Origin of the sequence: Fundicoccus sp. Sow4_D5 (assembly GCF_052116365.1) — a bacterium.
Taxonomy (GTDB): Bacteria; Bacillota; Bacilli; order Lactobacillales; family Aerococcaceae; genus Fundicoccus.
In genome coordinates this window covers 449,489-463,492 of sequence record NZ_JBQKLF010000001.1, presented here as the reverse complement: position 1 = coordinate 463,492, position 14,004 = coordinate 449,489, and the positions used below count along the sequence as shown (strand labels likewise).

Sequence of the window (14,004 nt, the reverse complement as noted above, 5' to 3'; positions counted from 1 at the left end):
CCCTCCTTTTCACATAATAAATAAAAAACGTCCCTTCGCAAATCACATTGATTCGCAAAGGGACGTTTTATCGTGTTACCACCCAAATTCGTGCAAAGCTGACGCTTTACACCTTATTAGCACCTGTAAACAGATTATCAGTTGCCTAGCTCGTTATCGAGAGCGGACGTTCAAATGGCGTGAACCACTTAAATACTCAGAGCTCATCTTCACGACTATTGAACAATCCCTTTCTCAGCATCCGGGTTCTCTGATATGTTGCTTAAGTCGTTACTCTTCTCATCATAGCATTAATTATTTATTCATCTTTTAATTATAATTAGATTAGATAAGTTGGTTATTGATTATAATATACCCTTTTAAAATGAAGAAGTCAATTCTTATTCTTTAAAATGCTACTTATTAAAAAGCTTGGTTCGACAATCGAACTTTTCCCGCTTAGGCTTCAGTTTATAGGTGATGCTTGGATTTGGTATTTGCAGCTGTTGTGTGTTATCCGTTTATTTAGGTAACTTTGATAAATATTCCAGCCAAAATAAGCCATCAAGGAAAATGAATTCCGTTGATCGCCGATTGAATGGCTCCTAAATTTTTTGGTAATTTAGCTTTGCTCTAGCTAGGTGACACCCATTTAGAGACAATATCGCGATGCTGAAGCACTTTAACATTTGGTGCAGCTTGATATTCTAACGTCTCTAACGAAGTCGGGACAGTAAAGTGTTGGAAAAACACTCGTGACTTGGGAACAAAGCCGAGCTCAACTAATTGTGGATCCAGCAGTTCGTAATGAACGCCCACTCGACTCGTGTCACTTGTTTGATCAGAAAACTGAACCCATTTTTCAATCGTCAAATAAACCTTATCATCAATTTTGAAATATAAATAATCAAAGGTATCACGCCCTAAAAATGTGACCTCTTCAACCTGATCGAGTTCGCCATATAAACCGATGGCTTTGAAATAATTCCCCATGTAGTCATTGCGATAAAGGTTTTTCTCATAATTCGTATAAATTTGGTCACGGTAAAAACTCCTTTTAAAATCACGTATAGCTGGATTAACATGCTTTGCTCGTGCCATCAAATCTCCATGCACCTGATAATTTTGATAGATGAAACTGCCGGCTAGCAGGAGGAAAACCAAGAAGAGTCCGTTGACGATTTTAGGAAATAAATGTCTTAAATGACTCAAGGTGGAAATTGAAAGAATACTCAGAATAATAAAAATTGCCACAATTGTTCCTAAGTCATCATAATAAAACTTCTCCATCAAATACCATTGTTCAAACATTACGTCACCTCTCCTTTTCGATTTTTGATCCTGCTTCCTGATTTAATTTTAATTTTTTTATCGTTCAATATCATTATAATCTATTTTCGTACTTGTGGGTACTGAACTTGATACTTTTATATAAACACCTTCCTAATATTCTAGACACTAGCAAATTCAGTAATATTAGCTCGATTAATTAGTAAAGGCATCGTCGGGCGGAAAAATTGAAGCGTATTAACATGCTGAGGTTTATCGCTGAACGGACTTCGTTGCGAGTAGTCACTAGATGTGTTAAGTTGAAGCTAGAAGACATTTGGAAGGAATGATACATATGAAAGTATTAGTTATTGGCGCCCATGGTAAAGTGGCTAAGTACGTGGCGGATATTATTACAGAAACGCCAGCAATTGAGGAGGTTGCAATGATTCGTAATCCAGATCAGCTCCCATTTTTCGAAGAAAGGCGAATTGAGACTGTCCTATTGGATCTTGAAAAAGCGTCAATTTATGAACTCGCTCATGCAATGACCGGTGTTGATGCCGTCCTCTTTAGTGCAGGTGCCGGAGGAAAAGGTCTGGATAAAACAGTGAAAATTGATTTAGATGGTGCGATTAAAGCTATGATGGCTGCTGAACAGGCTAAAGTTAACCGTTTTGTGATGGTCAGTACATTCCGTACGGGCCGCGCAGAAATTGCGAAAGAAAACGCCTTACAAATTTACACTATCGCCAAACATTACGCCGATGAATGGTTGAAAAACCGTACGACTTTAGCCTGGACGATTGTCCACCCTGGAATTCTTGTTGATACCCCCGGAAAGAATCAAGTCAAAGTCGGCATGGACATGGAAATCAATGAAATTCCTCGTGAGGATGTTGCACGAGCATTAGTGGCAGTTTTATTAAATGATCAGACCATCCATCAAGAATTTGAACTGTTAGCTGGTCAGTCCACAGTTGAAGAAGCAATCCATAGCTTAACGTAATAGCCAAATGTAAAAACACGTTTTCCAGTCTAATTGAGTGGAAAACGTGTTTTTTTTATCCCCAGAATGGACAATAGCCCTCTCTTTGTAGAGAAGGCTACCTAATTACTTAATATTATTTATCTTAAAGCGGGTCTAACTATTACTAAACATTAATTTTTTCTCATTTAAACGATACATTCCCAACCTCTAATGCATCCTTGTAACCCTATGTTACGCCAGTTTGAATAAATTTCATTAAAACAAATTAAAATCTCGCATAAAAATATTTTTCATGTATTAACATTATAACATGTTTAGTTTTGAAATGTTGTCAAAATGGTAATCATAATAAAAGCTTAATATTTAGCCTTTGACCTATTTAAATTAAGCACCATTAAACCTTCTCATAAAATCGTTTAGTTTTTTCAGCATATTATTTATTTGTGGCCAATTGTTTTAAGCGATTAACTAAATCTGTCTGATAAACGCCTAGCCGCCAATATAATGGATAGACATGTAGTTTATATTTCTTATCGCGTGTCTGTATCCTCACATGATGAACCAATAACACTTTACTGATTTTTAGTTGTTCGATTTCCCTTAATTTGATCTGGGTGACGCCGATCTCATCTAATTTCCAATTCTGTTGAATAATCGTGATTTGTTGATCGTCTATAACTAGCACGTAATAAGTTGGTGGTATCACCTTTAAATAGCGCGCTTTTTGAGTATACCCTACAACTGCAGTCTGATCTGCATATATCTCACGGTTACTTTCTAAGTCTTCTTTACTAAAGGTCAATTTCATCATTCCGCCTCCTTACTTAAATAGTTTACCAAATTTTATAACCAAGTAAAAGATTGCCGTACCAGCAGCGAGGAAAGTCTATGTTTTTCATGTGAGCTTTAATAATGTCCCTGAAATCCCATATGTAAACCATCTAATCAAACTCAATCATTCGCCCTCTTTTTCTGATTTTAAATAATGATAACTAATTCTCGTACGTACTGATGAAACAACATCCTCAAACATATCCGTTCAAAATATATTTATGACATATTTGACAAAATTATCCCTGATTGAAAACTACCTCTTTATTCACTCTCCACTTGACGGGGAGCCCACCAAAAATTGAGTAAGCCTGTTAAACTTTTAATGAGCCCACTCAAATCACGAGTAGGCTCATTAAAAATGGATATATCTAATAGATGATTAAATGATAGAACTCGTTCACTTGAAGTGCCTTCTCACCATGGCTAAATTCGGGAACGACATTAGCTTTTAACATGTCAACTCACTTCACGAGTTAACACGTTAAAATAAAAACTACTCATATACTAGACAAGTTGGGTGAAATCACACCTTATTTTGCGTAATTTCCAGATAAATTATCACCCTAGACGTGTTATGCAAGGTTTAACATGTCAACTCGCAATTTGAGTTGACATGTTAAAGGGTTTAATGTGTCAACTCACTTCACGAGTTAACACGTTAAAATAAAAACTACTCATATACTAGACAAGTTGGGTGAAATCACACCTTATTTTGCGTAATTTCCAGATAAATTATCACCTTAGACGTGTTATGCAAGGTTTAACATGTCAACTCGCAATTTGAGACACCAGTATAACCTAAGTTTCACGTCACGCAGCATCACTAGATTACCAATTCAAATCACCACTGGAAGCCCCGAACTAAGCCTGCAATTAACCAGAGCGCTAAAATTCTGAGTGTTAGTACATACAAAAATCCGAGCGAGTCGTCATTCTGACTTTTTAACAATCTAAACTAAGTAAAATTCCAGCAAATCTCCCCCTTAATCAAACGTGCGAAACGAAGTGAATGACTCTTTATCGTCTATATTAAGGATGGCGTTATTTATTTTTAGATAACAAAAAAACCTGCCACTAGGACAGGTTGTAAAAATATCTATTCATCATCAGAATCGTCGAGTGATTCAGCTTCATTGGCAATCACGATACGAGCACGTTTTTGATTGCGGATGCGTACACTGTAAACAATTGTACGAATAGCGCGAACCACACGGCCTTTTTTACCAATTACACGCCCGATATCATCAGGATGTAATAGTAAGTGATACTCAGTGAAGTCCTCTGTATCAACGATTTCAATTGTAAACTCTTCAGGGTTTTCCACTAAAGGTTCAACAATTGATCTTATTAAAGCTTCTATATTTGGCATTATAATATCATCCTTTGTTTGTTGACTAAGATAACATTTGCTTTAAGCCTTACTATTTAGATTGTTTTGATTCATGGAATTTTTTCATAATACCTTTAGAAGATAATAAGTCACGAACTGTATCAGTTGGTTGTGCACCATCTGCTAACCATTTTAATGCTAATTCTTCTTCTAATTCTAAAGTTACAGGATTAGTTAACGGGTTGTAAGTACCAATTTTCTCGATGATACGGCCATCACGTGGAGCGCGCGCATCAGCAACTACGATTCTGTAGAAAGGAGTTTTCTTAGCACCCATACGTTTTAAACGAATTTTTACTGCCATTGTTTTAATTCACCTCCGGTTAATATCGATCACAATTACATATTTTAGCAGATTATTTTTAAGCTGTAAAGCTTTTTTCCTTTACAGATTAAAATATTTTTTAAAATATGTGCAATGCCTTAATTATTATACAGTTTTATACGTACGACGCAAGTCAAAATAATGAAAACAGCTGCTTTTTATGACAGCTGTTTCTTGTCTTAATGCTTATAATAGATTACCATGCGATTTTACATACCAGTTTTTTACAACCGTTACGAGTGCGATGTATGCCACTAACGTAATGGCTAATCCAATCCAATAGTTGCCTGGCAAACTTGCTAAACCAATCGAAGTACCAAGCTCAGTAAACGGTACAATAGTCCCTACTACGATTCCTAACATCGTTACTAAGAAAAATGGTACGGATGGGTTACTTTGAATAAATGGTAACTTTTCCGTTCTTAACGCATATAATACCATTGTTTGAGACCATAATGACATCACAAACCAACCTGCATGGAACAAAGCCATAAATAACTCTTGGCCATCTTCATTTAAACTTCCGTAATTTCCACCTAATACTTGAGGCGCCATTACAAAGAATAATAAGGCGAAAGTTGTAATATCAAAGATTGAACTTGTTGGACCAAACCAGAACATAAATTTGCCTATACTATTTGAATCCCATTTCTTAGGCTCTTCTAAGTATTCTGCGTCCATTTTGTCCCAAGGAATTGCGATACATGATACATCATAAATTAAGCCTAAGAATAATAAGTGAATCGGCATCATTGGTAAGAACGGTAAGAAAATACTTGCAATCAACACAGAGAACATGTTCCCAAAGTTTGAGCTTGTCGTCGCTTTAATATACTTCATGATATTCCCAAAAATCTTACGCCCTGATACTATACCTCTTTCTAAAACCATTAAGTCTTTTTCCAATAAAATCACATCTGCGGACTCTTTAGCGATATCAACTGCTGTATCGACGGAAATTCCAACATCCGCTGCACGCATTGCGGGTGCATCATTAATTCCATCACCAAGGAAACCAACGACATGACCATTTTCTCTTAATAAACGCGTAATCGTCGCTTTTTGACTTGGATTTAGTTTGACAAAAATTGAATGCTCTTCTATCACAACTGATAATTCTTCTTCACTTAAAAGAGCTACTTCTTCACCAGTAATGTATTTAGACGCATCAATTCCTACTTGTTTACAAACTGCTTGAGTTACGAGTGCATTATCTCCGGTTAACACTTTCACTTCGACTTGATGGGCTTTTAAAGCTTCAAGCGCTGCTTTCGTTGTTTCTTTCGGTGGATCTAAGAAAGCTAGATACCCAATTAACACCATATTGGCTTCATCTTTAATTGAGAACTCATCAACAACACTTGGGTTTGTCTTCTGAGCGACCCCTACTACACGGAAACCATCATTATTTAAACGACGCACATTTTCTAACACCATCTCTTTAGCTTCTTGGGTTAAAGGCGATACTTGACCTGCGTAATCCACGTAGTCAGAGATTGCGAGCATTTCTTCAATCGCACCTTTGGTAATCATTTGAGTTTTACCATTCGTATCTTCAACGACGACACTCATACGACGACGTGCAAAATCAAATGGAATTTCATCAACTTTTTCGTAAATGATTGCATTAGTGTTCAGTTCTTCATTGGCTGCCTCAATAATTGCAACATCCATCAAGTTTTTTAAACCAGTTTGATAGTAGCTGTTTAAGTAAGCATGACGCAGTACTCTTTCATCTTCTTGCCCTTCTAAGTTCAAGTGGTATTCGAGTACTATTTTGTCCTGTGTGAGGGTTCCTGTTTTATCTGTACATAGCACATCAATCGCACCAAAGTTTTGGATTGAATTGATATTCTTAATGATAGTACCTTCCTTAGCCATTGCATTAGAACCTTTAATTAGGTTCGTTGTTACAATCATTGGTAGCATTTCCGGTGTTAGACCAACGGCTACAGATAAACCGAATAGTAACGCTTGTAACCAGTCACCTTTCGTTACACCATTAATTAACACAACTAAGGGTGCCATAATCAACATGAAACGAATTAATAAATGCGATGTTTTTTCGATGCCAATTTCAAAACTTGTCTTAGGTGCGTCTGCCGTAACTTCTTTAGCAACTTGACCAAACATTGTACTGTTTCCTGTAGCAATTACCATTCCTTCAGCGCTACCACTGATAACGTTACTCCCCATAAACGCTAAAGTTTCTAAGTTTGTTGGGCTATCGGAAGCTTCTGTGCCTAACTCTGCTTTCTTTTCAACGGGATAACTTTCCCCTGTTAGTGAAGCTTGTGATACGAATAAGTCCTTTGATTGAATGATTCGTAAATCAGCTGGAATCATGTCTCCCGCGGATAACTTGATTAAGTCACCCATGACAATATCTTGTAATGGAATTTCTTGGTACTGACCATCACGCTTTACTGCCGTGGTAACTTTTACCATTTGTTGTAATTCTTCCGCTGCATCATTTGCCTTAACCGATTGGATCAAGCTCATCGTACCGCTAATCACAACTAACACTACAATTAACAATACAGTTACCAAACTTTTATCACCTGCATCTGCTAAGATAAACTCAGTCACAAATGAGATTGCAGCTAATGCTAATAAAATTAAGGTAAATGGTGTGAAATACGCTTTTAGTACTGTTAACCACAATGGTGTTTTCTCACCATACTCAATTTCATTATTACCAAATTCTTTTCTAATTTCTGCTGCTGTTTCTTCGCTGAAACCTTGCATCGTTGTTTTAAATTCTTGCATAATTTCAGCTATGTTCATTTCTGCAAAGCGGTTGTAGTCCACTTTACGGTTATTATTCATTTTTGTCATATTATTTTACCTTCTTTCCCCAGAAGTGATTTAGTAACAACAGTGCAATACCAATAAAAACAACCAACTCAATTATTAGTAATAACATGTGTTTGCCTCCTTCTATGTTTGGGCTTCAGGCAGTTAATTTTCAGGTGGTTACAAACAAATAGATAATAACTTGTTTATATTCTTTTGATTCATTTTCCGCCTAAAGCTGCGATTCTTTCGACTATTATCATCCATTTGTTTTCAACCTCCTTTTAATGCTTGAGCGACTGCTCGTAAGTAACCTAAACGACAACTTAATAGATTGTTTATTAGATCCAACTTTTTACCATATTGTTCCCTCCCATCAAACATTCATAAACTATAAAATAAAAACAAAAAATCCCCCACTAATCGTTAGTGAGGGCTCAAAAGTGCACAAAAAAAGCTTCTGTGATTTCTTCGTGGAGCTTTAGCACGTTACAACGTAAAAAATAAACAGTTGTTTATTTTTAGCTACGTTAAGAAGAGCCTTATATCGACAATTCCTGTTATACCCATTGGTGTCTCTCGACGTTTTTGGGCAGTAGCCTGTGTTTGTAGCGGAGCCTCGCCTAACAAATCATTTAAAATTTTATGTAATTACTTTACAACTCAACAGTATACAGCAGTAAATATTATTGTCAACTCGGAATTTTTTTAAGTAAAGAAGTGTCCTATTTTAAACACGAAGGTATTAGGATTGTTTACGGTTCTTTTCGTTTATAGATCATCATCGAATGACATTCCTGTCTTCTTGACCAAACAGCCACCTAATTTTCCATAGCAGTATAAATACCAATCGCTTTATGTAAAAATTCAGCTGCACCTGGTGTTATCCCATCATAATAAGCCTTAAACCTTTCATCATGCACATACATCAAACTTAAATTATAATGTTTTTCAGGACTATAATGCCCTTCCGGCCACGAAAATAGTAACCATTGTCGATGTAGTTCACAGACTTCTTGAGCTAATTCACTAGCTGGATTACCATCCGATATCGCAATCGCCAACTTCTGATTGATTGATTCACCTAAATGTTGAAACTCCAACCATTGCTCTTCGGTCATGTTCGCCATTTTAGCATTTGAAGCATTAACTGTTTTTTCTCCATATTTTGCTCTAATTTCTTGACCATAGTTCTGTTCATTATCGTCAATGAGTTCTTGTTTAAAAGCCGCAAATTTTTCATTATCTGTCATTGTTCTCTCTCCTTTTAGCGCTTGAATTGAGTCATTCACAGTACTCATTAAACGTTCAATCCGCTTCTTTTCTTGAGATAGTTGAAGTAAATGATTTTCTAAAGCCTCCTGAAGATTGAAATCCTCTGCATAAATTATCGCCTTAATTTCTTCTAGATTAATTCCAATTTCACGATAGAATAGTATTTGTTGCAACAAATTGACTTCCTTCGCTCCATAAATTCGGTAACCACTTGAGTTAATTCGTTTGGGCCTCAACAACGCTATTTCATCATAATACCTCAGAGTGCGTGCACTCACTCCTGAAATTCTTGCTAACTGACTAATTGAATATTCCATTACCTCACCTCTCTTCTATAGCATAAACCTTCACGTTACGTTAAGGTCAAGCCTTAATTAGCATTTTTTCTTTAAGTTTAGTTTACCATTTCTGTGACCATTAACTTTGACTTTTGCCTAACAGCTAACCATACTAATAGTATAGGCAAATCAAGGAGGAAACTTAATGAAAATTTCGAGTGAACATGTAATTTTTACAATGGATCGTCATAATGCCCCCGCTTTAACCGCTGATAATGGTGAAACAGTAATTTTTGAAACCTTAGATTGTTTTTCGAATACTGTGTTAACTGAAGATGATTTAGTGAGTTCGATTGATTTTAGTCAGGTAAATCCAGCTACCGGACCCTTGTTTATTCAAGGTGCAGAAGTTGGTGATGTTTTAAAAGTAACGATTGAAAAAATTAGCCTTGCCGATAAAGGAGCGATTGTCACCGCCCCTGGCCTTGGTCGTTTAGCACATCGCATAGAAGCTGAAGAAACCATTATTTGTCCAGTCTCAGACACACACGTTGACTACAAAGGTATTCAAATACCTTTACGTAAAATGATTGGAGTCATCGGCACTGCTCCAGCTGGTGAAGGAATTAATACAGGAACGCCTCATGATCACGGTGGAAATCTTGATACGACACGAATGACAGAAGGCAGTATACTCTACTTACCTGTTAATGTTGAAGGGGCACTTTTAGCCTTGGGTGATCTACATGCCACGATGGGAGACGGCGAGATAATGGGAGCTGGTTTAGAAATTGCCGGCGAAGTCACAGTTAAAGTCGAAGTACTTAAAGATTTCACACTACCTTTACCTTTAATAGAAACTGATGATTTATGGATTACACTTGGATCGCGCGAAACATTGGAAGCCGCAAGCCAATTGGCGATTGACCATATGACAGACTTGATCACTCAAATTAGCCATTTGACACTAAATCAAGCAGGTATGTTACTATCCTTAGCCGGTGATTTGCATACTTCACAAATCGTTAATCCAAACGTCACCGTTCGGATGGAATTAGCTAAAACATTATTAAACTCACCACTGGATGCCTAACGGAACGTCATGGTAGGAGCCACATGCCATTGGATGCCTAACGGAACGTCATGGAAAGAGCCACGTGCCATTGGACGCCTAACGGAACGTCAGAAAACCTCGGATAATTCCAAGAACTTCAGCATTCTTGACTAGATAATACAGCGTCACTTTTGTTGGAATACTCAACCTAGCTCAGCGACTTGTTTTCGAAAGCTTTTTCGATTCAATCGGAAAAGCACGAACATTAGTGAGGCTTTGAAAGCGACCTCTGCCTTTGAAAACAATAAGTTGAGTGAAGTACACAGCTTAGTAAATCAACATAAAACTTATAAGCCCTTATATTACAAAAATCAGCCACCTCCTCGTCATTTTCAAGACAAGCAGGTGGCTGTTAAATTTAGCGTTTTTTCTTTTTCTTTTTCAACATACGTTGTAATTTCTTCTGTTCGTTTTCAGCTTGAAGCTGTTCTGGTGTCATGAAGTCGCGGTCATTCATGCTTGGCATACCTGGCATTCCAGGCATGGCACCGCCGCCGCCCATTTGTTGCATTTGACGCATCATTTTCTTCATGCCGCCTGTCTTACCATTCGACATTTGACTCATCATGTCACGTGACTGGTTAAATTGTTTGATCATTTGGTTAACTTCTGCTAATGTTTGACCACACCCTTTTGCAATACGGCGACGGCGACTTTGTGAAATGATGTCGGGATTTTGACGTTCTTCTGGAGTCATCGACATGACAATCGCTTTTACACGACCGATGTCTTTATCGTCTACACTTAATTCGTCAATTCCTGGAACTTTACTCATACCAGGAATCATTTTTAGAATATCTTTAATTGATCCCATCTTAGTCACTTGTTCCATCTGTTCGATGAAGTCGTTAAAGTCAAAGCTCGCATCTTTAATCTTATCGGCCATTTCAGCCGCTCGCTCTTCGTCGAAGTCCTTTTGAGCTTTCTCAATTAAAGTCATCATGTCACCCATACCTAAGATACGGCTTGACATACGTTCTGGATAGAATGGTTCTAAAGCATCAAGTTTTTCTCCTTGACCCGTAAATTTAATCGGCTTGTTTGTAATTGAACGGATGGATAAAGCAGCACCCCCACGAGTGTCACCATCTAACTTCGTAATAACAACCCCAGTTATATCCAATATTTCATTAAATGATTGAGCAACATTGACGGCATCTTGGCCTGTCATCGCATCAACCGTTAATAAAATTTCATCCGGGCTAACGGCTTGTTTAATATTACTTAACTCATCCATTAATTCTTCGTTGATATGTAAACGACCGGCCGTATCAATAATAACCACTTCGTTACCATTCATACGTGCTTGACTGACCGCTTCAGATGCAATATCCACTGGATTCGCCTCAGTACCACGACTAAATACCTCAAAACCTAATTGACGACCAATCGTTTCTAATTGATCAATCGCTGCAGGACGATAAACGTCAGCCGCAACTAATAAAGGTTTCTTCTTGCCGTTTTCGCTCACATATTTCGCTAATTTACCAACCGTTGTTGTTTTACCAGCCCCTTGTAAACCAGCCATCATAATGACCGTTGGTGGCATCTTCGAGAAGTTTAACGGTTCTCTTTCGCCGCCCATTAAAGCTGTTAACTCTTCATCTACAATTTTTAGTACTTGTTGTGCTGGTGATAGTGACGTTAAAACGTCAGACCCTAAAGCACGCTCATTAACGCTTTTAACAAAAGTCTTTACAACTTGAAAGTTGACGTCAGCTTCTAGTAATGCGAGACGAATCTCGCGCATCATCTGTTTTAAGTCAGCTTCTGTGATAGTACCGCCAGTTCCGACTTGGCTGATCGCTGACTGAAGTCTTTCGGATAATCCTTCAAATGCCATGTTATTTCCCCTTTAACTTGGATAATCTTTTATTTGCCTCGTTTTAAGTGAGGTCAATTGCTTTTAATTGATTTAATAAAGTACAAACAGCCTCAGGCACGTCCTCTAATACATCTAATTGCGAAAAAATCGTCATACGCGCTGTTCGCCGTCCTAATAATTCAAGCTTTGCTTCATAATCTTCGAGTGCATTTTCACCGCGTCTAATATTATCATGAACCGCTTGTCGACTAATGTCATAGTGTTCCGCAATTTCAGCTAGTGACAAATCCTCTTCATAGTATAACTCCAACATTTGTTGTTGTTTCTCGGTTAACAGAGCTTGGTAAAAATCAAACAATTGATTCATACGTAAGGTTTTATGGATAGCCATCGTCTAACTCCCTTTCAAGTGGAACCTGCGAAAAACTGGGATACTCTATGAATTCAGCCAAACGATCGGCCAGGTCTAGCGGCGTGGAATGTTCTAAAATTTCAGCCAGATCATGAACTTCTTCCTTTGTATAATTTAACTTATGCTCAAGAAAATATTCCCAAATCTCATGCTTTCGAATCAATTCTCTCGCCATATTCTCACCCGCTTCAGTAAGTTTGGCACCATAATAAGGTCGGTAGTTGACTAAACCTTCATTGGCTAACTTATGAATCATCTCACTAACAGAAGGCGGCGAAACCTGAAGGCCTCGGGCAATCATCTTATTCGATACCGAATCGCCTGAGGAATGTTCATAAATAAATTTCACATAATCTTCTCGACTTTGTGACAAGCCCTCACCCCTTCTTGATTCATTCAATGCAACCTTTATTCTATCATGTTTTTTATTGTGAAACAAATCAATCTCTTTTTTTAGGCGCGCCTATTGATTTTAAAAGTTGCTCAAGTTATAATGTCACTAGATAAGTTTTAGGTGCACCTAAAACATTCGCTAGACTTTATTAAAAGGAGCTTTCAAATGTTTATCAAAACAAAATTCTTATTCATTCGCCCAATCATTGTTCTACTACTTTTGTTTACTTGCGCACTGAGGTCAACAACCTTACCAATCAAGGCACAGGAGGAGTCTTTACTTAAAGTCACTGTCACAACCAGTTTCCTTGAAGATATTGTGAGACGCATCGCAGAAGATACAGTTGATATTTCACTGATTATCCCGGCAGGTGGTGACCCACATCTGTATAACGCGTCTGCTCGTGACTTACCCAAAATACTTGAAGCAGATCTATTACTTTATCACGGGTTAAATTTTGAAGCACAAATGGCAACCGCTCTGGAAGATTATGGTTTTTCTGTCACAGACAACTTTCCCAAAGAACAGCTAATTTTTGTCGCAGAAGACTCTAACGAAATTGACCCACATTATTGGTTCAACTTGGACTTATATAAACAATCCGTCATAGCAGCACGTGATCATTTAATGAATACCTTTCCTGAACATGCCGACTTATATACAAGGAACACCGCTGAATACATATCAGAACTCGACGCATTAGGTGAATGGATTGATGAGCAAATCGCCTTACTTGCCGTTGACGAACGGATTTTAGTCACACCGCATGATGCCTTTGAGTATTTTGCCCAAATGAATAACTTCACGGTCTATGCACCACAAGGCATTAGTACTGAAGCTGAAGTGTCTAACGAAGCTATTATTCAAACGGTTGAGTTTATCATTGAACATCAAATACCGGCTATCTTCTTAGACACTACATCTAACCCACAGGCGATGGAGAAACTTCAAGAAGGCGTAAGTCAATTAGGTGGTGAAGTGATTGTCGTTGGTGGTGAGGATAATGCCTTGTATTCAGATTCTTTAGCTGCGAGTGGCCAAGCAAATGACAATTACATCGACATGTACAAACACAACGTTTCTTTAATCGTCAAGCATTTGACGAAATGAACACTATCTCTA

Annotated in this window: 12 protein-coding genes and 1 riboswitch; of the genes, 3 read left to right on the top strand and 9 right to left on the bottom strand. The window is 37.7% G+C overall.

Annotation, left to right across the window (positions count from 1 at the left end; all coding sequences use genetic code 11):
• Positions 1-612: 612 nt before the first annotated feature.
• A complete protein-coding gene (locus tag ACTQ45_RS02255; protein WP_441750321.1) occupies positions 613-1,290 on the bottom strand; it encodes a hypothetical protein in 678 nt (225 codons plus the stop codon).
• Positions 1,291-1,603: 313 nt separating this feature from the next.
• Between ACTQ45_RS02255 and ACTQ45_RS02250 the strand changes: the two genes are divergently transcribed.
• Entirely contained in the window at positions 1,604-2,257 is a 654-nt protein-coding gene (locus ACTQ45_RS02250) for an SDR family oxidoreductase (RefSeq protein ID WP_441750320.1), read from the top strand.
• A gap of 415 nt (positions 2,258-2,672) precedes the next feature.
• Here ACTQ45_RS02250 and ACTQ45_RS02245 read toward each other — a convergent pair whose 3' ends face one another.
• The 5 genes from ACTQ45_RS02245 to ACTQ45_RS02225 form a co-directional block, all read right to left on the bottom strand.
• Entirely contained in the window at positions 2,673-3,047 is a 375-nt protein-coding gene (locus ACTQ45_RS02245; RefSeq protein ID WP_441750318.1) for a hypothetical protein, read from the bottom strand.
• A gap of 1,122 nt (positions 3,048-4,169) precedes the next feature.
• Positions 4,170-4,442, bottom strand: a complete 273-nt coding sequence (locus ACTQ45_RS02240) for a KH domain-containing protein (protein WP_441750317.1) — start codon at positions 4,440-4,442, stop codon at positions 4,170-4,172.
• A gap of 52 nt (positions 4,443-4,494) precedes the next feature.
• Positions 4,495-4,767, bottom strand: coding sequence for a 30S ribosomal protein S16 (gene rpsP, locus ACTQ45_RS02235; RefSeq protein ID WP_441750316.1), 273 nt, complete (start codon positions 4,765-4,767; stop codon positions 4,495-4,497).
• Between the two features lie 207 nt (positions 4,768-4,974).
• The gene (gene mgtA, locus ACTQ45_RS02230; protein WP_441762837.1) at positions 4,975-7,626 is read right to left on the bottom strand and encodes a magnesium-translocating P-type ATPase; all 2,652 of its coding nucleotides are present in this window, start codon (positions 7,624-7,626) and stop codon (positions 4,975-4,977) included.
• A gap of 417 nt (positions 7,627-8,043) precedes the next feature.
• Positions 8,044-8,222, bottom strand: a riboswitch (M-box (ykoK) riboswitch).
• Positions 8,223-8,405: 183 nt separating this feature from the next.
• Complete coding sequence (locus tag ACTQ45_RS02225; RefSeq protein WP_153861730.1) at positions 8,406-9,176, bottom strand: MerR family transcriptional regulator; 771 nt, start codon at positions 9,174-9,176, stop codon at positions 8,406-8,408.
• Positions 9,177-9,342: 166 nt separating this feature from the next.
• Here ACTQ45_RS02225 and ACTQ45_RS02220 point away from each other — a divergent pair, with 166 nt between their 5' ends.
• Positions 9,343-10,230, top strand: a complete 888-nt coding sequence (locus ACTQ45_RS02220) for an acetamidase/formamidase family protein (RefSeq protein ID WP_441762836.1) — start codon at positions 9,343-9,345, stop codon at positions 10,228-10,230.
• Between the two features lie 379 nt (positions 10,231-10,609).
• Here the strand turns inward: ACTQ45_RS02220 and ffh are convergent, their stop codons facing one another.
• Genes ffh through ACTQ45_RS02205 form a run of 3 tightly spaced genes read right to left on the bottom strand, consistent with a single transcriptional unit; the run spans position 10,610 to position 12,861 of the window.
• Positions 10,610-12,094 carry a signal recognition particle protein gene (gene ffh, locus ACTQ45_RS02215; protein ID WP_441750312.1) on the bottom strand — a complete coding sequence of 495 codons (1,485 nt, stop codon included), beginning with the start codon at positions 12,092-12,094 and terminating at the stop codon, positions 10,610-10,612.
• A 43-nt stretch (positions 12,095-12,137) separates the two neighbouring features.
• On the bottom strand, positions 12,138-12,467 hold the full coding sequence (gene ylxM / locus ACTQ45_RS02210) for a YlxM family DNA-binding protein (protein ID WP_441750311.1): 330 nt from the start codon (positions 12,465-12,467) through the stop codon (positions 12,138-12,140).
• Positions 12,454-12,861, bottom strand: a complete 408-nt coding sequence (locus tag ACTQ45_RS02205) for a metal-dependent transcriptional regulator (RefSeq protein WP_441750310.1) — start codon at positions 12,859-12,861, stop codon at positions 12,454-12,456. Before ACTQ45_RS02205 ends, ylxM begins: the two co-directional genes overlap by 14 nt.
• A 186-nt stretch (positions 12,862-13,047) precedes the next feature.
• On the opposite strand from ACTQ45_RS02205, the gene ACTQ45_RS02200 reads away from it, so the two are divergent.
• Positions 13,048-13,992, top strand: coding sequence for a metal ABC transporter solute-binding protein, Zn/Mn family (locus ACTQ45_RS02200; RefSeq protein WP_441762835.1), 945 nt, complete (start codon positions 13,048-13,050; stop codon positions 13,990-13,992).
• The last annotated feature ends 12 nt before the right edge of the window (positions 13,993-14,004 follow it).